The sequence below is a fragment of the Pantoea sp. MBLJ3 genome, assembly GCF_000816655.1.
Lineage (GTDB): Bacteria > Pseudomonadota > Gammaproteobacteria > Enterobacterales > Enterobacteriaceae > Pantoea > Pantoea eucalypti.
This window is the reverse complement of the sequence record NZ_JSUT01000030.1, coordinates 14,745-41,233: the sequence shown is the minus strand read 5'-3', so window position 1 is coordinate 41,233 and position 26,489 is coordinate 14,745. Positions and strand designations below refer to the sequence as shown.

Annotated in this window: 20 protein-coding genes; 9 read left to right on the top strand and 11 right to left on the bottom strand. The window is 52.7% G+C overall.

From position 1 onward, the window contains the following. The first annotated feature begins 129 nt into the window (after positions 1–129). Complete coding sequence (locus NP77_RS22180; RefSeq protein WP_008926785.1) at positions 130–618, top strand: Hsp20 family protein; 489 nt, start codon at positions 130–132, stop codon at positions 616–618. Positions 619–689: 71 nt separating this feature from the next. Here NP77_RS22180 and NP77_RS22175 read toward each other — a convergent pair whose 3' ends face one another. The 3 genes from NP77_RS22175 to NP77_RS22165 all read right to left on the bottom strand — a co-directional run bounded on the left by NP77_RS22175 (position 690) and on the right by NP77_RS22165 (position 3,254). Next, complete coding sequence (locus tag NP77_RS22175) at positions 690–1,454, bottom strand: MerR family transcriptional regulator (protein ID WP_039661935.1); 765 nt, start codon at positions 1,452–1,454, stop codon at positions 690–692. 198 nt (positions 1,455–1,652) lie between these two features. Continuing rightward, positions 1,653–1,862, bottom strand: coding sequence for a CsbD family protein (locus NP77_RS22170; RefSeq protein WP_003850662.1), 210 nt, complete (start codon positions 1,860–1,862; stop codon positions 1,653–1,655). A gap of 174 nt (positions 1,863–2,036) precedes the next feature. Further along, positions 2,037–3,254, bottom strand: coding sequence for a diguanylate phosphodiesterase (locus NP77_RS22165; protein ID WP_008926784.1), 1,218 nt, complete (start codon positions 3,252–3,254; stop codon positions 2,037–2,039). 956 nt (positions 3,255–4,210) lie between these two features. Here NP77_RS22165 and NP77_RS22160 point away from each other — a divergent pair. Further along, positions 4,211–4,444: a hypothetical protein gene (locus NP77_RS22160; RefSeq protein ID WP_039661933.1), complete on the top strand. Its 234-nt coding sequence runs from the start codon at positions 4,211–4,213 to the stop codon at positions 4,442–4,444. Between the two features lie 82 nt (positions 4,445–4,526). Here the strand turns inward: NP77_RS22160 and NP77_RS22155 are convergent, their stop codons facing one another. Further along, complete coding sequence (locus NP77_RS22155) at positions 4,527–4,856, bottom strand: hypothetical protein (protein ID WP_008926782.1); 330 nt, start codon at positions 4,854–4,856, stop codon at positions 4,527–4,529. A 625-nt stretch (positions 4,857–5,481) separates the two neighbouring features. Here NP77_RS22155 and NP77_RS22150 point away from each other — a divergent pair. Both NP77_RS22150 and NP77_RS22145 read left to right on the top strand, forming a co-directional pair. Further along, complete coding sequence (locus tag NP77_RS22150; protein ID WP_008926781.1) at positions 5,482–7,140, top strand: methyl-accepting chemotaxis protein; 1,659 nt, start codon at positions 5,482–5,484, stop codon at positions 7,138–7,140. Positions 7,141–7,728: 588 nt separating this feature from the next. Beyond that, positions 7,729–9,654 carry a methyl-accepting chemotaxis protein gene (locus tag NP77_RS22145; RefSeq protein WP_003850672.1) on the top strand — a complete coding sequence of 642 codons (1,926 nt, stop codon included), beginning with the start codon at positions 7,729–7,731 and terminating at the stop codon, positions 9,652–9,654. 59 nt (positions 9,655–9,713) lie between these two features. Here NP77_RS22145 and NP77_RS22140 read toward each other — a convergent pair whose 3' ends face one another. From NP77_RS22140 to NP77_RS22130, 3 genes are all read right to left on the bottom strand, one after another. Further along, positions 9,714–10,514, bottom strand: a complete 801-nt coding sequence (locus NP77_RS22140) for an MBL fold metallo-hydrolase (protein WP_003850675.1) — start codon at positions 10,512–10,514, stop codon at positions 9,714–9,716. 77 nt (positions 10,515–10,591) lie between these two features. After that, positions 10,592–11,707 (bottom strand): metallophosphoesterase, encoded by a 1,116-nt coding sequence (locus NP77_RS22135; protein ID WP_039661930.1) that lies wholly within the window; start codon positions 11,705–11,707, stop codon positions 10,592–10,594. A gap of 242 nt (positions 11,708–11,949) precedes the next feature. Further along, the gene (locus NP77_RS22130) at positions 11,950–14,277 is read right to left on the bottom strand and encodes an FdhF/YdeP family oxidoreductase (protein ID WP_039661928.1); all 2,328 of its coding nucleotides are present in this window, start codon (positions 14,275–14,277) and stop codon (positions 11,950–11,952) included. A 341-nt stretch (positions 14,278–14,618) separates the two neighbouring features. Here NP77_RS22130 and NP77_RS22125 point away from each other — a divergent pair, with 341 nt between their 5' ends. Further along, a complete protein-coding gene (locus tag NP77_RS22125) occupies positions 14,619–15,062 on the top strand; it encodes a cyclophilin-like fold protein (RefSeq protein ID WP_039661926.1) in 444 nt (147 codons plus the stop codon). Positions 15,063–15,235: 173 nt separating this feature from the next. Here NP77_RS22125 and yajD read toward each other — a convergent pair whose 3' ends face one another. Beyond that, entirely contained in the window at positions 15,236–15,583 is a 348-nt protein-coding gene (yajD, locus tag NP77_RS22120; protein WP_039661923.1) for an HNH nuclease YajD, read from the bottom strand. 496 nt (positions 15,584–16,079) lie between these two features. Here yajD and NP77_RS22115 point away from each other — a divergent pair, with 496 nt between their 5' ends. Next, positions 16,080–19,181 (top strand): efflux RND transporter permease subunit, encoded by a 3,102-nt coding sequence (locus NP77_RS22115; protein ID WP_039661921.1) that lies wholly within the window; start codon positions 16,080–16,082, stop codon positions 19,179–19,181. 59 nt (positions 19,182–19,240) lie between these two features. On the opposite strand, the gene NP77_RS22110 is transcribed toward NP77_RS22115, so the two are convergent. Together NP77_RS22110 and NP77_RS22105 are read right to left on the bottom strand one after the other, a co-directional pair. Continuing rightward, a complete protein-coding gene (locus tag NP77_RS22110; protein WP_039661919.1) occupies positions 19,241–20,266 on the bottom strand; it encodes an alpha/beta hydrolase in 1,026 nt (341 codons plus the stop codon). Between the two features lie 65 nt (positions 20,267–20,331). After that, positions 20,332–21,456, bottom strand: a complete 1,125-nt coding sequence (locus NP77_RS22105; protein ID WP_231572365.1) for an MFS transporter — start codon at positions 21,454–21,456, stop codon at positions 20,332–20,334. A gap of 202 nt (positions 21,457–21,658) precedes the next feature. On the opposite strand from NP77_RS22105, the gene NP77_RS22100 reads away from it, so the two are divergent. Then, positions 21,659–22,555: a LysR family transcriptional regulator gene (locus tag NP77_RS22100; RefSeq protein ID WP_039661915.1), complete on the top strand. Its 897-nt coding sequence runs from the start codon at positions 21,659–21,661 to the stop codon at positions 22,553–22,555. 74 nt (positions 22,556–22,629) lie between these two features. Here the strand turns inward: NP77_RS22100 and NP77_RS23220 are convergent, their stop codons facing one another. Next, positions 22,630–22,806 carry a general stress protein gene (locus NP77_RS23220; protein ID WP_008926846.1) on the bottom strand — a complete coding sequence of 59 codons (177 nt, stop codon included), beginning with the start codon at positions 22,804–22,806 and terminating at the stop codon, positions 22,630–22,632. Positions 22,807–23,381: 575 nt separating this feature from the next. Here NP77_RS23220 and NP77_RS22095 point away from each other — a divergent pair. Both NP77_RS22095 and NP77_RS22090 read left to right on the top strand, forming a co-directional pair. Then, complete coding sequence (locus NP77_RS22095) at positions 23,382–25,355, top strand: methyl-accepting chemotaxis protein (RefSeq protein ID WP_008926845.1); 1,974 nt, start codon at positions 23,382–23,384, stop codon at positions 25,353–25,355. A 104-nt stretch (positions 25,356–25,459) separates the two neighbouring features. Continuing rightward, a complete protein-coding gene (locus tag NP77_RS22090) occupies positions 25,460–26,476 on the top strand; it encodes an NAD(P)-dependent alcohol dehydrogenase (RefSeq protein WP_039661912.1) in 1,017 nt (338 codons plus the stop codon). Positions 26,477–26,489: the final 13 nt, after the last annotated feature.

Sequence of the window (26,489 nt, the reverse complement as noted above, 5' to 3'; positions counted from 1 at the left end):
TATGATAACAATAAAAAAAGCCAGTTTCTGGCTTGAAAACTGACTGAACAACCCTATTTAGGAAGTTGACTGGAAGTGTGTTACCGGTCAGATGAACTTTTGGATGAACCTGTTCAGGAGATTATCACTATGTCAGTACAACACGTTTCTGTTTTCCCCTCCCTGTCTGATTCAGTTTTTTCAGACCGCTTTAATCGCATCGATAAGCTGTTTAGTCAGCTTACTGGCGACAGTCCGGTAAGCTCTGTTCCTGCTTATGATCTTAAGCATGTTGAGGAAAACCGCTATGCGTTGACCGTTAGCGTACCGGGCTGGAAAGAGCATGAACTGGAGATTGAGTTACGTGGCGATCGGCTTTCAGTCGCGGGGCACAGAGAACAAGCATCTCAGCACGCATCCGATGAGGCCGGCAAAGAGAGTGGCCGCTGGATACATCGCGGCATTTCCCGGCACGATTTCCAGCTGAGCTTTTCTATTCCGGAGCATATAAAAGTGACTGAAGCCAGCCTGGCGGAAGGATTGCTCAATATCGATCTGCTCCAGGAAATACCAGAGAGTGAGAAACCGCGACGTATCCCGATTGCAATCGGCGGTCAGCGTACGCTGGAACATCAATAATATGAACAGGGCGGAGACGGCAAAGGCTGTTTCCGCCTTTTAAGTGCCGGCTGGTGAAAAGGTGACGGTGCTCAGGCGCTGGCAAAGATAAGATTATTTTGCGACTGCAAATCGATGTTAGTGCCAGTCAGCATGATGGGTTTACCCGCTTCAAGACTGGCATTAAATGCCGCCTTCATTGAGGCACTAATCCCATCACCACAACACATCAGATGATGTTCAAAACGACATTGTGCCACGGCGGGTTGACCAGAAGCGACTGCGGCCACTTCAACCCGAAAACCCTGTCCATTAAGCCGTATCGCCTCCATCCAGATCTCTGTTTCATCTGTAACGCTGACCGCTTCCAGGAACAAGGGAACCGTGCTGCGTCGACGGGCTGCCAGAGACAGGCGCTCCCATTGCGCGACAACCGCGGCATGAAAGCGTTGCAGACGCATATCCGCTCCATCACTCAGGTCAGCGCGCAGCCAGAGGTTAAGGGGTCGCAGGTAGCAATTAACGTAATCGTCACCACAGTAGTCGGTGTTCATCATTTGAAGTTCGCGATCGATATCAGCATCTGGATTATTGGCCAGCAACTGCAAAATATCCTCTTCGCGACAAGCCCACCCGCCTGACAGTGCCACGTTGGGCCAGTTAATTGCCGTATGGATATCGAACAACGTATGACCTCCTGACGTCATTTCACGCACACATAGCGCACGCGTGAGCTGATTATCTGAGTAGCCAGCAGGACCCGGTGGCGTGATTAGCCCGGCACGGCGCCAGCGACGCAGAGTTTCAGGAAGAACACCGACAAGGCCACATACGGTGTCGGTAGTGTGGTGAGGCATAGGTAATATCCGGACGATTTTGAGGTCCCATGTTCAGGGACGAGAGTCGCAGTATGCGCTTCATCGGCAAATAAAGAAATAATCATTTCCATAATCACTGCCCGCATCAGGCGCAGTTGACATTAAGTCGGGTGAATAAGGATTGAGGGAAATCAAAGCAGGTGCCGGGCGCTGTAACGCCCGGCGATTCAGAACGCATTACCAGTGATACTTATTGGAGTCTTCCCAATCTTTCACTTCTTTTTCAGCACGATCTTTTTCGTAGCCATAGCGTTCCTGAATTTTACCGACCAGTTGATCACGCTTCCCTTCGACAACGGTCATATCATCATCCGTAAGATCACCCCATTTTTCCTTAACCTTACCTTTGAACTGCTTCCAGTTACCGCTGATGCGATCTTCGTTCATGGTGATTCTCCCAATTTCGGTTGTTATCCAGGGACGTGATGAATATCTGTTTTGCCTGTTGGCTGCCAGATGAATAAAGCATGGCACAGCTTTTGCACTTTGCAGCGAGGAGGTGTGAGCCGGGTCAAACTCTGAGTAAAAGAGGAGAGATAAAAGGAACGCTCTCCTCTTTAGTCAGTCCGGGCGGCGCGATGGCCAGCTTACTGCAGGCAGCGCATTCAGGGCCGGGCGGGCAAACAGAAACCCCTGGTAATAGCGAACGCCAGCACCTTCCAGCCAGAGCCACTCTTCAATTTTTTCTACTCCTTCCGCGATGACCGTGATCTCCAGCGCCTGGCAGCATTTAAGAATGGCCAATACTATCGCCTGGCGAGGGCCGCTACGGTGAATATCGGTGATGAGTTTGCGATCAATTTTAACTTTGTCGGGCTGAAAATCGGCTAACAGTGACAGGCCTGCGAAACCGGCGCCAAAATCGTCCAGCGCCAGACTGATTCCGGCAGCTTTAAGTTGCTGTACGGCAGACTGAAACTCGTCAAAGCGCGAAATGATCTCATCTTCCGTCACCTCAATCACGACCTGCTCAGGTCGCAATCCTTGCTGAATGATTTGCTGGATAAGATGGTCTACCGCATGATCGATCACGACCAGCGACATGGGCAGGAGATTGACGGAGAGCGTCAGCTCCCGCAATCCCAGGTGTCTGGCCAGCTTGAAAGCGTAGGCTTTAGAGTGCAGATCGGCCTGGTATCGCTCGTTCTCCTGCAATTGTGAAAAATAGTCGGCGGGTGGGGCGCCATGTGGGCCGCGTATCAGGGCTTCACAGGAAACAATCTGACGATTTGTTGCATCGACAATTGGCTGGAGCGCAAATTCACAGCGCTGCCCGGAAGTCTGTTGCCCGGCGGGCTGAACGTCTTGTTTAAGAGGTAAAGTCAGCGTCCATAGACTGGCGGGATCGATCTGAATAAACGTCGCTTTATCACGTCCTTCGACGAAAGAACGCAGGAACTTTACTACCCGGTCTTGTTTGATGCGCTCATCACTCAGAGTCACTCGCTTAAGCAGGGCATCCACCACGGTATGTTGCGGATAGTCACGTAAATCAAACAGGGCCATACCAGCATTTCCAAAGCGACGTGCGGGCGCATAATCTCGCATCAGCTCAATCAGATTAAAGTGTCGATCATCCTGACAGATACGCTGGAAGACAGTCTGGACATTATCGACTTTTCCTTCCAGCACCTGAAAAAAGTACTGCCCATCATAGAGCAGGATTCCAGTGACCTCAGCCTCGGCATTTTTAATACTGGCGCGTTCCACCAGCGCCAGTAATCTCTCTGGCGAGACAGAAGCCACAAGCTGGCTGCGATATATAAGGGTGGAGAGCATAAGCAAACTCATATGGCCAAACATTACTGATTAACCATATCACAGAAAAATTGATGGCTAAGGGCACAACTGTAGCCATTATAACCTTTTGCTTACAGCATTAATCGGGCTATCAATTTATGGCGTGGTCAGGATTGTGAGGATTGACGTATTGCATCGCTCAGGAGCGGGAAGGTGATAAAGGAATGAGTAAAATAAAAAGCCCCCGCAAAAGCGGGGGCGAATATCGGATATAGCGCATTATTATAACGTTACGACATCCCTGGTGAGGCGCCGGTCAAAACAATAGTGACTGATTATTACGCGTTTTTTGTTCTCCTTACCATGGTGATTTGGCGAGCTTTTTTAGCAGATAAGAGTTGTTCTTTAGATATTTCATAAAAAATACCTTTAAATTCAAACAACTGTTTTTAAGTGTTGATAATTTAAGCCCGGCTGATGAATCATCAGGTTACAAATACACCATTTTTCCAGACAGCGCATTAACGTAGTCACCACATTTTCGCTAAATACACGCATATTACCCGTCAGCATAAACTCGCGAATGTCGTCACCTGTGTTATCTGAAAAAGTGCCCCCTGTAAAAGGGGGCAAGGGTAGGAGTCAAATCACTCTGTAAAAGAAGTGGATTTCATTACAGAGCCATTTAAAGATAGGGCAAAACCAACTTTTATGCCGCTGTGTTTAACAGTTTTTTTATTTAGATATCAAATAATTAAAATGCTACTTATGGTACTTGCTTTTTTTATCAATGACTTAATCTGATGTGAAAACGATTTCTAAGATTTGGATTAAAGTCCCCCTCAAACCTGCCGCTTCTGCTAAAAGTGGCCGGAACAGTGATGTCTCACAGTGTCTGAATCAGGCTTTTCACGAAGACTTGACCGCATCAAAAACAAATTGTACTGTTTGTATATACAGTTATTTTGGGCCTGAGCCAGAGCGGGGTAAATGTGATGTCACAGGATGATGAGGTCTGGACAGCATTCAGGGATGCGATGAGGCAGGATGATGTCGGTCAGTGCACAGTAAGCACCCGAGATTTTGTCGCTGAGCTTGAACAGCGAAATGCCTCTTACACATTTCGCGCCGCGAACACCTGGATTGAAATGCATATAACCACTTTCAGCGATATTTCGATTGAGGATGGTGATTGTCGGCTGTTTCAGGTGCCCGCGGCGCGCACTTAAAACGTGCCGCAGAATCGTTATACACAACAGACAAGAGAGCGTTTAAGCCTGCCCGCGTTAACGCTTGCAGGCTGAATAAACATCAGAGCCTTGACGTGTTGTGGCGCAAATCTGACCGATCCTGAAACTTAGGATTGGCGGAATAACTTTTGTCGCACGCCATGCGAGCCAGATTCAAAGCAACTTTGCGTTTTTTAAGCTTTAACTTCGGTAGCCACTCTTTGAACTGGGCTGTCAGTGACGCAGCCTGCTGCTCGTTGGCGACACGGCAGATAAACAGCTTGCTTTTAGTCTGACGGCTGACGTCAATGGCGTAGATTTCAACGCCAGCGCTGCAAAAGTCATATTCAACATCCGTAAACTGCATGTGTGGCCAAAGACCCGTTCTGGTTTCAAATGTGGCTAAATCCATGATCACTACCTTTTTTATTTTAAGCGATATTGCTATCTGACAGACTAAAGCCTGGTCGGGCCAGTGAGCATAGACCAGAATCAGCATTCCGCCAGTCATTTCACTGATTTAATCTGGGCCTGCCACGAATGGCTAAAATCCTATGCCTTCTCCTTTAAGCCTCTGGACAGTCAATAACACATACATCAGTGCCACTGATGATAAACAGAGGTTGTGATTTTGGCTCTCAGTCTTCGCTTAGTAATCCCTTTCCTATTTTTACTGGGTCTGTAGCAAGATTTCTCTGGGGTTGCCCTCCTTCTGACAGATGATTATTGTCAGTCAGGCTGTTGAATTAGCTCGCTAATCATTAGGATCAAATGAATGGCTGATATGTAACAAAGATGACCTTGCTGCATGTAAAAAAACACCATTCTGAAAAAGAGGAAATTATGTAAATACGACTAAATGTAAAACTTTATGTCCTGATGGTAAGCATCATTTTGATAGATAGTGCATTCTCTGAGATTCGCCAGAACAATTAAAAAAATATATTTACCCCAATTAATTAAAGCACTGCTGACCAGAGCCGATAAGAACGATCCAGCTTTCGATATATTCAAATTACTCTTTTTTAAGGGCTCGTATGACTATTACACAGCGTCTCGTACTGATTTTTTCACTGCTGGCAATGTCACTGATTGCGCTGGTTATTATCTCATTGTCTGTGATCTCGGGTTTTCAGTCGCGATTTGAATATGTCCAGGTCAACGCGATACCCAGCATTCGTGATCTCAATAAATCAATCAGCGTGACCAATCAGCTAGGTATTGCGCTTTATCGCCATCATAGCACCAGTGATGCGACGAAATTCTCCGCGGCAGAAGAGCGCATTGAGAGTTTGCTTTCGCAGATTAAGTCACTCAATGATTATTATATGGCGAACGACATCTCGAGCGATGAAGATAAAGCGATGACTGAGCAGGCCGATAAAAATCTGGATGCAGTCCGTAACGCATTGCCGGCCTTTATTGCTGCATCACGCGCCCACAATGATGCGGTCACACTGCCGTTATTACAGAGTGAGAATGGGATTGGTGCTGCAGCGCGTAAGATGGAGGCAGATTTCACCCGTCAGATTCAGCTGAACATCGATATTGGCGAACAGCTTAGAACTGAGAATAAGCGTGTTTATAACAAGACGCTGTGGATGATGTCTGGCGGGTCCTTGCTGCTTATTCTGATACTGGCCGCTTTTTCCACGAAGGTGATTCTGGGCATCAAAAAGAGCCTCTCAGGCATGGTGAATACCATGACCCAGGTCAGTCATACGCTTGACCTGACCCACACCGCTGAAGTCCGCAGTAAGGATGAGATCGGTAAAACGGCAATGGCATTTAACCAGCTGCTGGCACGCGTTTCTGGCACGCTTCTGTCGGTCAGTCATGCCGCACAATCGGTCAGTACCGGGTCAACGCAGATTGCCGCAGGCAATGAGGATCTCTCTGCGCGCACGGAAGAACAGGCTGCTTCACTGGAGCAGACGTCTGCCAGTATGGCCACACTGAGTGAAACGGTGCGTCAGAACTCAGAAGGTGCGCATCAGGCCAGCAGCCTGGTGAATAATGCCAATAACATGTCAATCCAGAATGGGTCAGCGGTGAAGCAGATGCTCAGCACTATGGATGAAATCCGCGGCAGCTCTGCCAAAATCTCTGAAATCACCGGCCTGATTGAAGGCATTGCGTTCCAGACCAATATTCTGGCACTGAATGCGGCCGTTGAAGCCGCACGTGCCGGTGAGCATGGCCGCGGCTTCGCCGTTGTCGCCTCAGAAGTGCGTAATCTGGCGCAGCGCTCCTCTTCTGCTGCCCGGGAAATCAAAGATCTTATTTCTACGTCTGTTTCGCAGGTTGAGCACGGTTTAGCGCAGGCCAGCGGCGTTGGTGCAAACAGTGAAAATGTCCGCCAGGCGATTCAGCAGGTGGCCGATCTGGTCAATGAGATTGCCGCAGCAACCTCTGAGCAGAGCAAAGGCATTGAGCAGGTTCATCAGGCAATTGGCCAGATGGATGAAGTGACGCAGCAGAACGCCTCGCTGGTGGAGGAGGCATCATCTGCTTCTAAGTCGCTGCAGGAGCAGGCAGAGACACTGGCAGGGTTGGTGGCGACCTTTACGCTGGAGAGCAATCACCGTGTCGCTCAGCCGCAGCAGGCCGCAGCTCTGCGTCGTCCGGTATTGCAGGCAAAGCAGCCTGAGCGCCAGGCCATCGACATGACGAAGGCGAACTGGGAAAGTTTTTAACAGTTTACCAATAGCATAATGGCCTCCACACTGTGGGGGCTTTTTTTTAGCATTAATCAATAAAATAACTTCTTTTAAATAAAATGAAATCGATTTCATTACTAAAACAAAAGTAACTCTTTAGAGTTATATGATTAGGTTTGTTTTTTTCGTGGTTTTTATATTCGGCTAATAGCGTAATGATAATTAATCAGATAGGGTGCGGATATTTGTTATCGGCGATTTCCGAGTCGACTTTAATTTCTTTATTTTCAAAACAATAATGCTGAAGACACGCTAACGGCTTAAGGTGTCCGCCGAAGGGTTTGTTTTTTATCTTTATGATAAATATGGTTATTTTTAAGTTTGAGTTAGGTTAATCTTGCAGTAAATATCGTCATTTTATTCACTGAAAAATAACGGAACGCAATCTATACTCCTTTCTGTTGTTATATGTGTTTCTGAATTTCATACAAAACTCATCTCTTCATACCAATACTGTGCTGCATGAAGCACGTCTGGCTATGTAAAAGAAGAAGTAAAAATAAAATTACAAACCTTATTTTGTCCAGGGCTCACCTGCACGCCTCATACATCAGAGCGGAAAAAATGAAAAAAATACTCGACCGAATTAATCTGCCAGCGAAATTCCTGTTACTGGGATCTTTTGCGCTGGTCCTGTTTATATTACCTACATTTTTGTTTATTCAGACAGGCAATCAGCTTATCAATACAAAAAAAGTTGAGCTCACCGGTATTCCGGTTGAGAAAAAAGTCCTTCAGTTACTGAACCTGCTACAGCGTCATCGGGCTGAAAGCGCAATCGCAATCGGTCAGAACAAACCGGATAATCCGCCGCGTATGGCGTTGGTGACCCAGATTAACAGTTTGTCTGAGAGCATTGCTGACGATTTGCGTCAAAGCGATGAGCAGGCACAGCCATTAAAGCGACTTGAGAAGGTTAATCAGGAATGGCGTCAGCTGCAAGAGGAGCTCAATGGTGGCCGACTGACGCTGGCGAGCAGCCTGGTGCAGCACACTCATCTGATTCAGGTGCTGCTGGACACTAATCAGGATGTGCTGGATTTCTATCAGCTGTCGCTGGATGCTGACTTAAATACCTATCAACTGATTGTTAGCATTTTTGGCCGACTGCCGCTGCTGACTGAAACGCTGGGTCAGATTCGCGGAAATGGTGCTTCATTGATTGCCAGCGGTAAAGCCTCTGATGCTGATCGCAGCCGGCTGGCATTTCAGATTGATAATGGCAAAACGGTACTGTCGCAGTTCAGCAGTAATATGGATAAGGTGTTTATGATTGAACCTGATCTAAAGGCGACTTTTGGTGACCTTGCGCAGAATGCAAAACAACAGGCCCTGAGTGCATTACAGCTGGCTGAAGGTGCCATCATAACCGGACAGGTCAGTATTACGCCGGTTGAATATGTGAGGGTCTTAACCGAGGCGATTAACCGCTACGCCATGCTGGGCAATCAGAGTAGTGGTCGACTGCAGGAACTACTGCAATCTCAAATTGATGAACGTCGTCAGGCGCAATACCTGCTGCTGGCAGGCCTGCTCACCGTCGCGCTGCTGGCTATTCTGCTGGCTGTCATGATCACCCGTTCAGTCACCCGTCCGGTCAAAGAAGCGGTCGAAGTTGCCAGCCGTGTTGCGGCCGGCGATCTGACGGCAGCGCTGACTGTTTCCGGCAGCAATGAAATGGCTGAACTATTGAATGCGCTGATGCGGATGCAGCAGCGTCTTGCCCAGCTGGTTTCGGATATCAAAGGTAACGCAGCCACTATCGCCAATTCCTCTGAAGAGATTGCTCGTGGCAATGGCGACCTTTCATCACGCACCGAACAGCAGGCTGCATCTCTGGCTGAAACAGCGGCCAGTATGGAACAACTGGCATCAATCATTCAGCAGAATGCGGATAACACCCGCTTTGCCTCTGATCGCGCAGAATCAGCCACTCAGGCGGCACTGTTAAGCGGTGCGGCGATGGATTCCGTGATGCAGACGATGCAGAAAATCCGGGGCAGTTCTGGACAGATTGAAGAGATCACCTCCGTCATTGACAGCATCGCTTTCCAGACCAATATCCTGGCACTGAATGCGGCCGTTGAAGCGGCACGTGCGGGTGAGCAGGGCAAAGGCTTTGCGGTTGTCGCGTCGGAAGTGCGTGCGCTGGCACAACGTTCAGCCAGTGCAGCGAAAGAAATCAAGAGCCTGATCGAGCAGTCGGTGACGCATGCGCATGAAGGGATCGCGATGGCCCAGAACGCAGGCGACAAAGTGAAGCAGAGCGTCAGCGCGATTGAACAGACCTCTCAGCTGATGCGCGATATCTCTGCTTCATCTGAAGAGCAGAGCAGCGGTATTTCGCAGGTTAATATTGCGGTGAACCAGATGGATCAGGTGACGCAGCAGAACGCCGTGCTGGTCGAAGAGTCTGCCTCCTCTGCAGAGGAGCTGGCTTCGCGCGCAGGTCAGTTGCGTACGATGGTCGCGGTATTCCAGACCGCATAAGTGAGTTAAAATAGCCGCCACCTGTGGGCGGCTGTTCTCTTCTCCGTGTTTATCGTCCGCTACGCCTGATGTTCCTGCAGACAGGCCAGATACTTCTCTCCTGACCGCATCACTTTCTCTTTTGCCTGATGATGAATATCCTGACCTTCGAACGCGCCATAAAGCTGTCCGAACGTCACGCCGGAAAGCCGATGCATGATGTCACTCACGGTCGCGGCTGACAGTGGCAGCATATTCGGGTAGCTCCACAAAAACGACACGCCATGCGCACCCGGCGTGACCTGAATAATATCACCCGCCAGCATCACGCCTTCGCCTTCATCCCAGTGCAGCACGCAGCCGCCGGGAAAATGACCGCCCAGCCGTAACAGCGTCACACCGGGCATCAGCGTCAGCGACTCACCCTGCCAGAGCTGGATATGCGGACTCTGCCGCACAATCCATTGCCTGTCGCGGGCATGCAGATGAATAGGCGCGTTAAAGACCTCAGCCCACTCCTGCATGGTGGTGTAGTAATGCGGATGTGAAATCGCGATAGCATCAATGCCACCCAGCGCGGCAATAAGCGTATAAGTTGCATCATCCAGGTTGGCAATACAGTCCCATAGCACGTTGCCATGCGGCGTACGCAGCAGAAAAGCGCGCTGGTTGATGGCAAACTCAGGCACAGTTTTAAGGCTTAATAGCGCATCGCTATGGGCCGTCCACTTATTGGCGTGGCTGCCGCGCAGTTCATCAAATGCGATCCAGCGCTGACCCGCAGCCGGAACATACTGGCGTTCATCCTCACAGATTTTACAGTGCTCATCAGGGGCAGCAGAGGGATAAGCGGTTCCACAGGCGGTACATAACATCGTCATAGTGATCTCCTTTGTTTCACTCAAGCTTATGCACACCTGCGAAAACCGCACTTTCGTGAGGCTATTTCGTCACGCGATTAGGGCTGGCGGCGCAGGGTAATCCGGGTCAGTTCGGAGGGACGACCCAGCCTGACCGCCATGCCTGGCCAGAGTGCCGTGCCGTTATTCACATAGAGCTGCATTCCGTCGACCTGATAAAGCCCGGACACAAAACCGCCATTGGGTTTAGCAAACAGCCGGTCCAGCCCGATAATCAGTCCGCCATGCGTATGGCCGGAGAGCTGCACATCTACCCCCTGCGCCGCGTTCTGGCGGGCATTTCGTGGCTGATGATCCAGCAGAATCACCGGCGCGCTTTCAGGTGCCTGTTCCAGTGCGCGGGCCAGATCCGGACCGGTCGCGTTCCTGCCTGGCGCGGAGGCGTCCGGCAGGCCAGCAATCACCAGCTTTGCGGCTCCGCGCTCAATAACGGTATGGTTGTTGAGCAGAGGCTGTAGCCCCAGTGAGGCCAGATGCGCCGTCCAGATTGCCTGATGGAAGAAATATTCGTGATTGCCGGTGATGGCCCATACGCCGTCGCGCGCGGCCAGCTTCCGCAGCGGCGCGACGTCATGCCGACGATGCTCCAGGCTGCCATCGATCACATCGCCTGTCACCACAATCAGATCGGCTTTAAGAGACATCGCTCTTTCAACCATCCTGGCGGTCCAGGCGGCATTAAATAACCGGGTGATGTGAAGATCGGTCAGCTGAAGCAGCTGATAGCCATCGAACTCTGGAGGCAGGTTGGGTAGCACCAGCGTCACCTCTTTGACCGGGGGCACCCGTATCGCCTGCTGAACACCAAAGGCAGCCAGCGCCATTGCCAGCACGACGGCCAGATAGCGAATACCGGGAACCAGCTCCAGCGGATGCCGTAACAGCAGGGCAATCAGCATGACCGCATCCATCAGCATCTGCAGCAGCGCCAGCAACAGTACGGTGCTGTATGCCCAGTTAAACAGGATGATGATGATGCGGGGCATTTCGGCGGAAAAAATTCCGCCTGAGGTAAAGCGGCTTACCAGCAGATACTGTGAAGCCAGCAGCACCAGTGCGGAGAGCAGGATCTTGATGGCCAGAGGCATAGATAATGGAATAATGACGCGCGCAATAACATACCAGCTGGGTAAGCTGAAAATCAGGTGAAACATGGCATTTTTCCGGTAGGGCGCTGAATATCCGCGCAGGCAAAAAAGAGACAAGGGTTTATAGAGCCGTTTTCAGCACTGTAGTGTATACGATGCTGCCGTCAGGGTTACTTCACGCCAGGTGCTTTAACGGGGATAAAGCAGAGAGAAAGGATGAGCAAAAACATCTCTGCAGGGCGGAAAAACAAAAAAGCGTGACCGGTGCACCGGCCACGCTGACAACATTCATATTCTGACATGTCCGATTAGCGTAGAACGCCTGAGGTCATCTGCGTCTCGTCGGTGACGCGCGTCATGGAGATAGGAATGCTTTTATAAGCGGGGATACCGCTTTTGGTATCGTGGCTGTCGAGCGGAACCATCACATTCGCTTCCGGATAGTAAGCGCCAACCGAACCTGAGGCCATATCGATAATCACGATAGTCAGGTTTTTCATCTGGCGAGAAGTGGGATTGCCATCCGGGTCCAGCGCCATCAGATCGACACGGTCACCGACCCGCAGCTGGCGTTTTTCCGCCTCTTCAGCATTGATAAATAGCACGTCACGCCGGCCCGTCACGCCCCGATAGCGGTCATTCAGGCCGTACAGCGTGGTGTTATACTGGTCGTGACTGCGCAGGGTGGTGAGTACCAGATCATGGCATTTCAGCGAGCGGGGATCTTCATTGATGCCCTGCATCACCTTAAACTGAGCACGGCCAGATGGCGTCAGCCAGACGCGTTCTGACGCAGCGTTATGAAGCCGGAATCCTCCCGGATGCTTAATCCTCTCATTGAAGTTTTCAAACGCCGGGAACACCGCTTCAATGGCATCACGGATGCGGCTGTAATCGGCCGCCATGGCTGACCAGTCAACCACGCTGTCTGGCAGAGTTGCCCTGGCAAGGGAGGCCACCAGCGCCGGTTCAGATTTGAGATGAGGCGAAGCCGGGTCCAGCGAGCCGCGTGAGGCATGCACCATCGACATTGAATCTTCAACAGTCACGCTTTGAACACCGGTAGCCTGAACATCGCTTTCAGTACGCCCCAGTACTGGTAGCAGATAGTTGTGCTTACCGAGTAACAGGTGTGAGCGGTTGAGTTTGGTGGCCATATGCACCACCAGATCCAGTTTGCGCATCGCCGGGAACGTGACCTGTGGGTCGGAAATCGCCTCTGCCAGATTGCCGCCCAGACAGAGCAGCGCTTTAGCTTTGCCGTCGCGCATCGCCTTAATCGCCTCAACTGCGCCGTGACCATGCTTCTGCGGCGGGTGGAACCCAAACACCTTCTCTATGCCATCCAGCAGCGACTGCGGCGGGATCTCCGTGATGCCCACCGTGCGATCGCCCTGCACATTGGAGTGACCGCGTAACGGACAAATACCTGCGCCAGGCTTACCGATGTTGCCGCGCATCAGCAACAGGTTGGCAATTTGCTGCACGTTCTGGGTGCCATACTGGTGCTGGGTAATCCCCATGCCGTAACAGATGATGGTGCGTTCAGCACTAGCGTAGAGCCGGGCGATATGCTGGATCTCTTCGCGCGCCATGCCAGAGACTTTCAGAATATGCTCCCAGTCGGTACTCTCCAGGTCGGCTTTCAGGGCGTCAAAACCTTCGGTGTGTTCAGTGATAAAGGCTTCATCAATGACGCCGGGTTCGCCTTTGCTCAGCGCCTCCTCGTGCATAGTGAGCAGGATCTTCATCACCCCTTTCAGCATTGCCGCGTCGCCACCCACCCGCACTTTGTAGTAGGTCGAAGCCAGCTCAGTGGAGCTCATTGACAGCATCTCAATCGGGCTCTGCGGTGAAGTAAAACGCTCCAGCCCGCGTTCACGCAGTGGGTTAATCGCCACGATAGTCGCACCGCGCTTAGAGACCTCACGCAGCGTGCCCAGCATACGCGGATGGTTGGTACCTGGGTTGTGGCCGATACAAAGCACCAGGTCGCAGTGATCAAAATCTTCCAGTTCTACCGTGCCTTTGCCGACACCAATTGATTCCGGCAGCCCGACGCTGGTCGGTTCGTGACACATGTTTGAGCAATCGGGGAAGTTATTAGTGCCATATTCGCGGGCGAAGAGCTGCCACAGGAACGCCGCTTCATTCGAGGCGCGACCCGAGGTATAAAACTCCACGCTGTCCGGATCGTCATAGCTGCGCAGATGCTCACCAATTTCCCGGAATGCCGTATCCCATTCAATAGGCTGATAGGTGTCGGTAGCGGCATCGTACTTCATCGGATGGGTCAGCCGTCCTTCGCCCTCCAGATGGAGTGCGCTGCGCTCCCACAGTTCAGTCACGGTATGAGCCGCAAAGAACTCTGGCGTGGTGCGCTTGCTGGTCGCTTCCCACGAGACGGCTTTTGCGCCGTTTTCGCAGAACTCAAAGGAGGAAGCATGTTGCGGGTCGGGCCAGGCGCAGCCCGGACAGTCGAAGCCCTGCGGCTGGTTGACTTTAAACAGGGCGATCACATCCTGCTTTACTGACATCTGGCCGCGGATCGCATCCGCAACTGCCTTAAGTGCGCCCCAGCCACCGGCAGCCCCCCCATAAGGGGCGATGCCATTTGTGCGATTTTGCTCTTTCATAATGCTCCACAGTGTCTCTATTGTTATCCGATAAGCCTGGTACAGAAACAGTGGCAACAACGTGGAAACTGGCTGTAATTCAGGGAAATTATTTCTCAAAATGTTTCGACAGCCCGAAACGTAAGCCGCACATCAGATGAAGCGCAGCGCATCCGGGCTGTTGCAGAATAAGCAGCGCACGAGTTCCGCCGACAGGATGATGAGGCAGGGAAAGGGGGGAAGTATAAATCTTTACCATCAGGCAACGGCGGGTAAGTGAGCCCGTTTATTATGGCTGGACGGCGATCGCAGTAACGCACGCCATGTCTGAACAGATGCACCATAATCCGGAGAGCAACCTTATGAAAAGAGCCTTACTTTTGCTGGTTTTACTTTCCATTTATAGTCTGATGCCCGTTAAAGCCAGTGGCCCGGATCGGGCTGGAGAGCTGCTTCCCATGAAGATTATTATGACGATCAACCATCAGTCGTATGAGATTGCGCTGGCGGATAACCCCACCGCGAAAGCATTTTTACAGCAACTTCCGCTAACCATGACGATGGAGGAGCTGAACGGCAACGAGAAGTTTGCAGACCTGCCTGCTGCCCTTAAAAACGATCCGCATAAACCCGGCACGATCCAGCAGGGCGATGTGATGCTGTATGGCAATAAGACGCTGGTGCTTTTTTACGAGACATTCCAGACCTCCTATAGTTACACGCCGATAGGAAAGATGCTGTCGACAGGTAGCCTCAAAAAGAGTGTCGGTGAGGGGGGGATTGATGTACGGTTCACCCGGCCATGACGGATATCAAAATCTGAAATAACCGGCTGGTACAGGATTCATATCGCGCTGAGTCTGGTGAGGGTGGCATCTGGCATGACGGACTACGGTGCGTTGTGGCCGCGGCCAGACGTTGTGATCCTCTTCGGGAAGCGAGACTGTCGGGCCGATCGGCCAGCCTGACAGTTAAGCCATTACTTCTTCTTATTCAGCATCGACTTCAGGTCAGCAAAGGGGGTGTAGGTAGCCTCACCGACATCTTTTTGTGCATCCTCGCCTGCCACTACGCGGGTGCCATACTGGTCAGCCTCGGTGTACTTTGAGTGCTCATGGTCATGACAATAGAGACACAGCAATTCCCAGTTACTGCCATCTTCCGGATTGTTGGTGTGGTCGTGATCGATATGGTGAACCGTCAGCTCGCGCAGGTTTGAATAGACAAACTCGCGTGAGCAGCGTCCACACACCCATGGATAGATTTTAAGTGCTTTCTCACGATAGCCGCTTTCCAGCCGCGTATAGTTTTTGGGGATCAGAGCCATTGCCGGGAATACCTGTTATTCAGAGTAAATGTCACGAGAGTGCAGCTAATATATCCCACAACGGAACCGAAGGAGAAATCATCGTGTTCCGCGGGAAGAGAAGCGATACAATCCGGTATGACTATGCCACCTGGCTAAAGAGGCCTGTTTTTAATCTTTATGCGCTTAAGCTCCACCGCCAGCCTGATAATCATCCCTTTGCATGCGTCTTGCTTTCCTCTCATTCAGCGTCTTACCCGCCGCAGTTCATCATCTCCAGTCCGGGATAAAAGCGACGGTTTTATACGGCTGCTCAGATCAGCTCAGAGAATCACCATCCTGCCAGCGCTAACCTGGCTTGTCAGCAGCAAAGGGGCAGAATATCGCTGCACTCAGCCTGGTGTAAGAAAAGGTAATGTCAGGATGTTTATCCGAAAGGTACAACCTATAATCAACGCAGTTTGTTGGCCCGCAGGAATGCAGGTCTTGCCCCCGCCCAAAGGAAGAGATCCCGCTGATGTTTTCTCGTTTTTTTATTTATCGTCCCGTCTTTGCATGGGTTGTTGCCATTTTAATTATGCTGCTTGGCGCACTCTCTATCACCCTGTTACCGGTGGAACAGTATCCCGATGTTGCACCGCCCTCAGTGAATATCAGCGCAACTTACACCGGGGCGTCAGCGGAAACGCTGGAGAACAGCGTCACGCAGGTGATTGAGCAGCAATTGACCGGGCTGGATAACCTGCTCTATTTCACCTCCAGCAGCAGCTCGCAGGGGAACGTGTCAGTCACTGTAACGTTCAGCCAGGGCACGGATCCCGACACCGCTCAGGTGCAGGTACAGAATAAGGTGCAGCAGGCGCTTTCCCGTCTGCCCAGCGAGGTGCAGCAGCTTGGTGTCACCGTGACGAAATCGCAGTCAAATTTTCTGCTGGTGATGGGGCTGTATGACACCACGGGTAAAAGCAACAGCACAGATATCGGTGACTGGCTGGTCAGTAATATGCAGGAGCCGCTGGCCAGGACCGAAGGGGTCGGCGACATCCAGGTGTTCGGCGGTCAGTACGCGATGCGCATCTGGCTCGATCCTTTCAAACTAAACGCTTATGCGTTGCAGCCGTCTGACGTGTCGGCGGCGATACGCTCGCAAAACATTCAGGTCTCAGCCGGTAAAATCGGCGGCCTGCCATCACCCGATAATCAGCAACTCACCGCCACGGTCAGAGCGCAGTCGCGACTGCAGACGCCAGAGCAGTTCCGCAATATCATCGTCAAAAGTGATAAAAGCGGCGCGATCGTGCGGGTGGGTGATGTGGCGCGGGTGGAACTGGGCGGCGAATCCTATGACATGACGACCCGACTCAACGGGCATCCTGCAGCCGGGGTTGGGGTGATGCTGGCACCGGGCGCGAATGCGCTGGCCACCGCGACGCTGGTGAAAAACAAAGTTGAAGAGTATCGCCACTCAATGCCGCAAGGCTACGAAGTGGCCTATGCGCTCGACAGCACCGATTTCATCAAAATCTCCGTTGAGGATGTGGTGATCACCCTGATCGAAGCGATCGCGCTGGTCGTGGTGGTGATGTACCTGTTCCTGCAGAACATACGCGCGACGCTGATCCCGGCGCTGGCGGTGCCGGTCGTGCTGCTCGGCACCTTCGGTGTACTGGCGTTATGCGGCTACACCATCAACACCCTGACGCTTTTTGCCATGGTGCTGGCCATCGGGTTGCTGGTGGACGATGCAATCGTAGTGGTCGAGAACGTCGAACGCATCATGCATGACGAAGGTTTGCCGGCACGAGAGGCAACGGAAAAGTCGATGAAAGAGATCTCCGGCGCGCTGGTGGCTATCGCGCTGGTGCTCTCGGCTGTATTTCTGCCGATGGCGTTTTTCGCCGGATCGACCGGCGTGATTTACCGGCAGTTCTCCATCACCATCATTGCGGCCATGACCTTCTCCGTAGTGGTGGCGCTGACCCTGACACCCGCGCTGTGTGGCATGCTGCTGCGGCCAACAACACCGCATCGTAAAGGCTTCTTTGGCGGTTTTAACCGCTTTTATGCCGCCACCGAGCGCCAGTATCGCCACAAAGTGGTCAGCACCTTGCGTCGTCCGCTGGTCATGGTGTCGCTTTATGCGGCAATGGGCGTGGTGCTGTTTGTGATGTTTACCCGCCTGCCGGGCAGCTTCCTGCCCACCGAAGATCAGGGCAGCATTATGCTTCAGGCGACATTGCCAGCGGGCGCAACCGCCAGCCGCACGGAGGCCGTCAATCAGCAGATTGTTAACTGGTTCCTGACTGAAGAGAAACAGAATATAGATGTGGTCTTCACCATTAACGGCTTTAATTTCAGCGGTGCTGCGCAGAATGCCGGTATGGCGTTTATCAAGCTTAAAAACTGGGACCAGCGACCCGGCAGTGAGAACTCCGCCGAGGCGATTGCCGGACGCGCGACCTATGCGCTGGCGTCGATTCGGGATGCGCAGATCTTTGCACTGACGCCGCCATCGGTGCCAGGTCTGGGACAGAACAACGGCTTTACCTATGAGCTGCTGGCCAGCGGTGGCACCACGCGTGAACAATTGGGTAACCTGCGCGATCAGCTATTACAACGCGCAGCGCAAAGCCCGGAGTTAACGGGCGTGCGGGCAAATATCCTGCCACAAACGCCGCAGTTGCAGGTAGATATTGATACCAGCAAAGCGGTGGCGCTGGGACTGAATTTGGATGACGTGACCGATACGCTGACCAGCGCCTGGGGCGGTGCTTATATCAATGACTTCATCGATCGTGGACGGGTGAAGCGGGTCTATGTGCAGGGCGACAGTCAGTATCGTTCAGCACCATCAGATCTGAATAAGTGGTACATCCGGAACAGTGAAGGCACCATGACGCCATTCTCGGCCTTTGCCTCGACCCGGTGGACCATGGGACCAGAAAGCCTTGATCGTTATAACGGCTCTGCCGCCTATGAAATTCAGGGTCAGAATGCCGAAGGGTTTAGCTCCGGCGATGCCATGAATGCGATTGAGCGGCTGGCTAATCAATTACCTGCAGGCACGACGGGCGCGTGGAGCGGGCTTTCGCTGCAGGAAAAACAGGCGGGCGGGCAATCGACTACGCTTTATGCGATCTCGATTCTGGTGGTTTTCCTCTGTCTGGCTGCGCTGTATGAAAGCTGGTCGGTGCCGTTCTCAGTGCTGCTGGCGGTGCCGCTTGGTGTGTTGGGTACCGTGCTGGCAGTGGCGCTGCGGGGATTGAGCAACGATATCTATTTCCAGGTGGCGTTGCTGACCACGGTCGGACTGACCTCTAAAAACGCGATATTAATCATCGAATTTGCAGAAGATGCAGTGCGCCGGGGCAGTTCGCTGAGTGCAGCTGCATTGCAGGCAGCACGAACCCGTTTGCGGCCGATTATGATGACGTCACTCGCCTTTATTGCTGGCGTGATCCCGCTGGCGGTGGCAACCGGTGCGGGTGCTAATAGCCGCATTGCCATCGGGACCGGCATCATCGGTGGCACGCTGGCAGGTACGGTCCTGGCGTTGTTCTTTGTTCCGCTGTTCTTTGTGCTGGTGAAGCATTATCTGACCCGCCATCGCAAAGGCTAATCACGCAGACAGCCCGTCTGCAGTTTTCTGCAGACGGGCTGGAGTCGATGAGCAGAAGATTACAGATTCTGTTTAAAGAAAGCCGTCAGTTTGGCGAACGGGATCAGATCAGTGCGATCATAAAGGTCGACATGACCTGCATCAGGTACGATATACAGCTCTTTGGGCTGAGCTGCGCGCTGGAAAGCATCTGCACTGAACTCGCGTGAGTGCGCTTTATCACCGGTGATGAAGAGCATTGGGCGCGGAGAGATGGTCTCAATATCATTGAACGGATAGAAGTTCATGAACTTCACATTGCTGGTGAGCGTCGGGTGCGTGGTTAGTGCAGCTGACGAGCTTTTTGGGGTGAACTCGCCCCGAGGTGTCCGGTAAAAATCATAAAACTCTTTAGCAACTGGCGGTGAATCAGCATCAATTTTGTGTGGTGTACCGCCTGTGTAAGCAATTTTACCCCCGGTAAATTCCGCATAACGTTGCTGTGCTGCTGCTTCAATGATCTGCTTGCGCTGAGCCAGCGTCTGGCTTTTATTCAGCGCATTACGGTTGGCTGATCCCATGTCATACATGCTGACGGTAGCTATCGCTTTCATGCGGGGATCGATCTTTGCCGCGCTGATGACGAAACTGCCACTGCCACAGATGCCCAGCACACCAATTCGATTGCGGTCGACAAATTCGCGTGTCCCCAGGTAATCGACTGCGGCACTGAAGTCTTCGGCATAGATATCCGGAGAAACCGCATTACGTGGCTGGCCTTCACTTTCGCCCCAGAATGAGAGATCGATTGCCAGGGTAACAAAGCCCTGCTCAGCCATCTTTTGCGCATAGAGACTGGCGCTCTGCTCTTTGACTGCGCCCATCGGATGCCCCACCACTATCGCCGGAAGACGCGCTGTTTTACTCGCTTCTTTAGGTCTGAACAGGGTGCCGGTGACGCCCATCTGATACTGGTTTTTAAACGTCACTTTTTCGCGGGTCACTTTATCGCTTTGATAAAAGTTGTCGGCGCCGCGTGACATATCGGCAGCGCTGGCTGCAAATGAACTGATCAACAGTCCGAACATCAGGGTTAATGCTCTCATGAAAGGATCCTCAGGGTTGACGAGAAGTGGGCAACAGGCTGCCCGGTTAAACAATGAATCTGCTATCAGGCGGCGCTTTCTTTGCGCGCAGTGATCAACGCCAGTCCAGCGGCAGCGATGAGTAATGTGGCGCTGATGGCAAAGGTGATCTGCCAGCCTGCATGGTCAAAGGCCAGACCGCCCAGCGTCGATCCCAGAGCAATCGACAGCTGGACAATGGCAACCATTAATCCGCCACCCGTCTCCGCGTTATCCGGGAAGGTTCTGGCGACCCAGGCCCACCATCCGGTGGGTGCGGCAGTTGCCACCAGTCCCCAGATGCCCAGCAACGGTGCCACCAGCCACAGCTGATGACCGAATACCATGAGCAGCCCTGCGACTGACGCCATGATCAGTGGAATAATCATCAGGGTGAGATAAAATCCACGCTGCAGAACAACCCCGACGATCAGTGTTCCGATAAAACCGGCAACGCCAATGGTCAGCAGCACCAGCGATAGCGTAGAAACGTCAACCTGCGTGACGGTTTCCAGAAACGGACGGAGATAGGTAAAGAGGGTGAATTGCCCCATAAAGAGCAGTCCGCAGGCGGCAAGACCTATTGTTACCAGCGGTGAACGCAGCAGCTGCAGGAGGTTTGCGCTTCGCTGCCGTGCTTTATCGACGGGCATTGACGGCAGTGTAAATCCTTGCCAGAGCAGGGCGAGCAAGGCCACCGGCACCAGGCTGAAAAAAGCGCCACGCCAGCCGATGACAGAACCGAGATAGCTCCCCAGCGGTGCAGCGATAACTGTCGCCAGCGCATTGCCGCCGTTAAAAATAGCCAGTGCACGCGGCACCTGCCCGGTGGGGACCAGCCGGATAGCCACCGCAGCTGACATCGACCAGAACCCGCCAATCACCATGCCAATCAACGCCCGGCCAGTCATGTAGGTGAGATAGTTGGGTGCCATCGCGACCATCAATCCGGATAGCGCCATTAGAAGTGTCAGCGTCAGCAACAGGATTTTGCGGTCGAGATTGCCTGCAATACGGGTGATCAACAGGCTTGTCATCACCGCCAATGCGCCGGAGATAGCAATGCCCTGTCCGGCCTGACCTTCACTGACCGCCAAATCACGTGATAACGGCGATAACAGGCTGACTGGCATAAATTCAGATGCGATCAACGTGAATACGCAAAGCGTCATTGCCCAGACGCCACCCCAATGGGCGACGTTGTGCTGAGGGGAATATGCCGTTGTTTCCGGAGAAGTCATGCTGAATCCTGTTTCATTGGTGGTGGTCATGATGAACTCAGGAAATTTTACGGTTTAACTTTATATTGACTAGCTAATGAATCCTTAATGGGGTTATAACCAGCGATTATGAATTCATCGACGGGAGCGCAACATGAAGCGCAACATGAATGATCTGCAGGCTTTTATTACCGTAGCGCGTGAGGGCAGCTTTACCCGTGCAGCGGCACTGCTGGGCGTTACGCAGCCCGCGCTGAGTCAGACGATTACTGCCCTGGAAAACCGGATGGAAATTCGGCTGCTGACCCGCACGACGCGGAACGTCTCACCGACCGCAGCAGGTGAACGGTTAATCCTGGCGATTGGCAATCGATTCGATGAAATTGAGGCGGAGCTGGATATGCTGACCGCGATGCGTGACAAGCCCGCCGGCACGGTACGCATCACCTGTGGCCCGCATATTCTCAGTTCACTCCTGCTGCCAAAACTGACGCCACTGCTGGAGGCTTATCCGGATATCCGACTCGAATTCGATGCGAATCATGGCTTGCGAAACATCGTGGCCGATCGGTTTGATGCCGGAGTCAGAATGGGTGACACAATTGATAAAGATATGGTGGCGATGCCCATAACCCCACCGTTACGAATGGCGGCGGTGGCGGCGCCCGACTATTTTCGTCGTCATGCTGCGCCTCAGGTCCCACACGATCTGCTGCATCACAACTGCATTAATATGCGACAGGCAACAGCGGGTGGATTGTATGTCTGGGATTTTGACGGAGAAGAAGGGCCGTTGAATGTGCGGGTAAATGGACAGTTAACGTTCAACACTTCGGCACACATTGCAGAAGCGGCAGTGGCCGGTTTGGGAATTGCTTTTCTGCCTGAACAGGAAGTCGCAGAAGGGCTGGAGCAGGGCACGCTGATCCGGGTACTGGAGCGCTGGTGCGAACCGTTTCCCGGTTATTATCTCTATTATCCCAGCCGCAAGCAGCATTCACCGGCTTTTAACCTGGTCAGAGAGGCGTTGAGGCTAAAAGAGGGGGAATGATGAATAGATTCAGAGTGTTGATGGAAGAGATGCCACTCCATGGCGTAATACGTCCTAAAGCGCTTTATTCAGAATTACTTAGAAGGACGTCGACTAATCTTGCCTCCTTTCCGACCGGCTTCCCTGGCCTTTTCAGGATCGTTTCTGAAGTTGCCCCCACTGACCTTGCCTCCTGCACTGCCAGCTTCACTCGCTCGTTCTGGATCGTTGGCAAAATTGCCGGCACCACCTCTGTACTTCTGTTGTGTCATAGGAAGACCTCATATCAATGTTCCATTAGATAAAAAGGACTAGCTAGTCACACCAGGAAGCATAGTCGTCCGCTTCGTTTATGCAAATGCACAGACTGAAGTTGTTGATAATGCTGACATTAATTTTTAATAAAGCGCTGGCGTCGGCATGGTAAGGAGAGATGAACTGCGCATAAAGGCCTGACGAAAAAGGAGAATGGTATGAGTAAAGCGACCTTGCTCGACACGCGGGGAGATTGGCGGGGATCTGCCCGCCGTAGCACGCAAACGCTGCGAAAAGCAGAGGCAACAGATGAGTGACAGATAAACAGGAATAGTGCCAGGCCCTCATTCTGGCTTATTTTATGCTACTAAAATGTAACAACTTCATTCATTAAACCAACTACAGCAATTGCTAAAGGTTTTCCCGCTAGTGGCGATAACCCAATGGCGTTGAGCGCGCCGATCAATGATGAACCCGGTACTCAGCGACGAGTTCTGAACGCGAACGGACCTGCATTTAGCCCTCCTTTTAAAAAACACCAGCAAGCGCGAGTTTAAGCGCAACCTACTCTGATAAAAGCGAAAATAATAATATGTCGATCATTAAGACGATCAAAAGTCGCCTGCCTGTTGCCCGTCTCAGGCGTAGCAGCCAGCCAGCGAATGGCACCTGGGATTGTCGTGCGCTGCCGGAATCACTCTCTTCCATCGGGTTAAGCTCGCGCGCGGGCGGGATCCTGATGACTTTTGTTCCGCCTGAAGCCGATTTTCAGCGGGTCAGTCAGGCCTGGCAACGCTTTAATTCCGCCGATTTGACCGTGCTGACACTCTCTTCCAACGGTGCGCTGAGCAGCAGCCGATCGCAAAGTACTTACTGTGATGGCAATGGCCCGGAGGGAAGTTATCTCTGGCTGCCTGACACGCTGATCGCCAGCCATGAGACGCACATTGTCGACCTGCATGTCGCGGACACTCAGACTGCCAGCCAGCGTATTACCGCCATCCAGCAGGAACTGATGCGGTTGCAGGTGCGGATGCCACTTTCGGCAGACCGTACTTTCGCGATGATTTATTGCGACGGACTATCCGCGTCCGAAGGTTTTCTGATGCAGGCCTGGTACAACTGCGGGCGTTTCCCATGCCTGGCGATTGGCGGTTCAGCGGGCGGTAAAATTACCTTTGATGGCACCTGGATCGGTACTGGTGGCAAGGTGCTGCAGGGCAAAGCTGTGATTATGTTCTGTCAGATGGCGCCCGGAAAATCCTTTGCTCCGTTTAAAAGTCAGAACTTTACGCCACGCGAGCAGAGCTGGCTGATTGCCGAAGCCGATCCGGTTGCGCGCACCGTCACCTCTGTGTTTAATCGCCAGGGTCAGCAGCAGCCGTTTGTCGCATCGCTGTGTGAACACCTTAACTGCACTGAAGCGCAGCTGACCGAACGGCTGAAAGGGTTAACCTTTGGCGTTAAAGTCGGCGGGGAATACTTCATTCGCTCGATCGCCAGAATTGAATCGGGTGGCGTGCAGTTTTTTTGTGACCTCGAGTTTGGTGACCGGCTTTTCCTGATGGAGGAGAAAGACTTCAAACAAGCGACGCAGCAGGAGTGGCAGGCTTTTACCGCGCAGCATGGCAAACCGGCGGCGATTCTGATGAACGACTGTATCCTGCGTCGTGTCGGTAATGCTGATAAGCTTCACAGCGCCCACTTTTTTAAAGGCATCGCTGCCGCCGGCTTCTCCAGCTTTGGCGAAATTCTGGGCGTGCCAATCAATCAGACGCTCTCTGCACTGGTGTTCTTTAATCATGACGTCAAAGCGATGAGCCAGTTCCCGGTGGAGTATGCCGGTTACGCCGCACATTACGCGCAGCGTGCGCTGCGTCGCTGGGAAGCGCTGAACAGTATTCAGACACGGGTCCTTGATCGGGTTATCAACTATCAGCAGGCATTGACGCCGCTGATGGAAGCGTTGCCAGTGCTGGAAACGGCTACCCAGAGCCAGGGTGAAACGTTGAGCCTGGCAGAAAGCAGCATCCGTAACATCAGCAATATCGCCACTGAGAGTCAGCAGGCTCAGGGACGACTGGACGATGGGTTGGACGATCTGGAAAAAATCTCCAACGGCATCAATGAGATTACGCATGGCATCAGCAATATTGCTTTCCAGACCAACATTCTGGCGCTGAATGCCGCAGTAGAAGCAGCTCGTGCGGGCGAGGCTGGCCGCGGATTTGCCGTGGTCGCGGGCGAAGTCCGGCGTCTGGCGCATTCATCGAAAGAGCAGGCTGAAGCCACCGCCAGTAACATCGGTGAGGCGGTCAGCACCATCTCACGCATCCGGCTGGTGGCCAGTGATTCGGCGCAGACCGCCGCGCAGATGGCAGAGCGCAGTATTTCAGCAGCCGATACGCTGGCGGCGATGAATCAGCAGACGCGTCATGAGCGCGCCGACATCGCGAAGCACCTCGGCAGCCTGCGCGAACTGACGCAGGGGATGGATGCGATGCAGGAAGCCGTTGCGCAGCTCAAGGTGTTACAAACTCTTTCAGGTGCGCAGGTTAAAGGCTGAATTATCTGAATAAAAGGCAAAAAAGTGCGGTGTAAGCGCAACGGCCAGGCAAGGCCGGCTTTCAGTTGTTACACTTGTGTGTGATTAATCACGCAGAGGTATGAATGAAAATTAAAAGTTATGCAGCCATGCAGGCTGGCCAGGCCCTTGAACTCTATGAGTACGATGCCGCCGAGCTGGCAGCCGAAGAAGTCGAAGTCCAGGTCGAATATTGTGGCGTCTGCCACTCAGACCTGTCGATGATCGATAACGAGTGGGGCATCTCTCAGTTCCCGGTGATTGCAGGACATGAAGTAATTGGTCGGGTTTCTGCCCTTGGCGAAGCGGCCAAAAATAAAGGTCTTTCAATCGGCCAGCGTGTAGGAATCGGCTGGACAGCAAAAAGCTGTCAGCACTGCGATGCCTGTATTAACGGCGAGCAGGTGAACTGTCAGCAGGGCAGCATCCCGACCATCATGAACAAAGGTGGTTTTGCCGAGAAGCTGCGCGCCGACTGGCAATGGGTTATCCCGCTGCCGGAAAAACTGGATGTAGCAAGCGCCGGTCCGCTGCTGTGTGGTGGTATCACCGTGTTTAAACCACTGCTGATGAGTAACATCACGGCGACCAGCCGCGTAGGTGTGATCGGTATCGGTGGGCTGGGTCATATTGCCATCAAAATCCTGCACGCGATGGGTGCAGAAGTCGTGGCATTCAGCTCAACGCCAGATAAGAAGCAGTCAATCCTGGATATGGGCGCAGATGAAGTGGTAAACAGCCGCGATCCTGAAGCCCTGAAGCAGCAGGCGGGTCGCTTTGACCTGATCCTGAGCACTGTGGCGGTCGATCTGGACTGGAAACCTTATTTCGCCGCGCTGGCACCTCAGGGTAAATTCCACACCGTGGGCGCAGTGATGAAGCCGATTGAAGTGAGTGCTTTTGATCTGATTCTGGGCGACAAAGCGGTAACCGGTTCATCAACCGGCTCACCAGGTCAGCTGCGCTCGCTGCTGCGTCTTGCTTCCCGTGCAGATATCGCCCCACAGGTTGAGTTCTTCCCGATGTCGGACATCAATAAAGCGCTGGATCACGTCCGCGCCGGTAAAGCCAATTACCGTGTCGTACTGAAAGCCGATTTCTGATGGGAATCTAAAT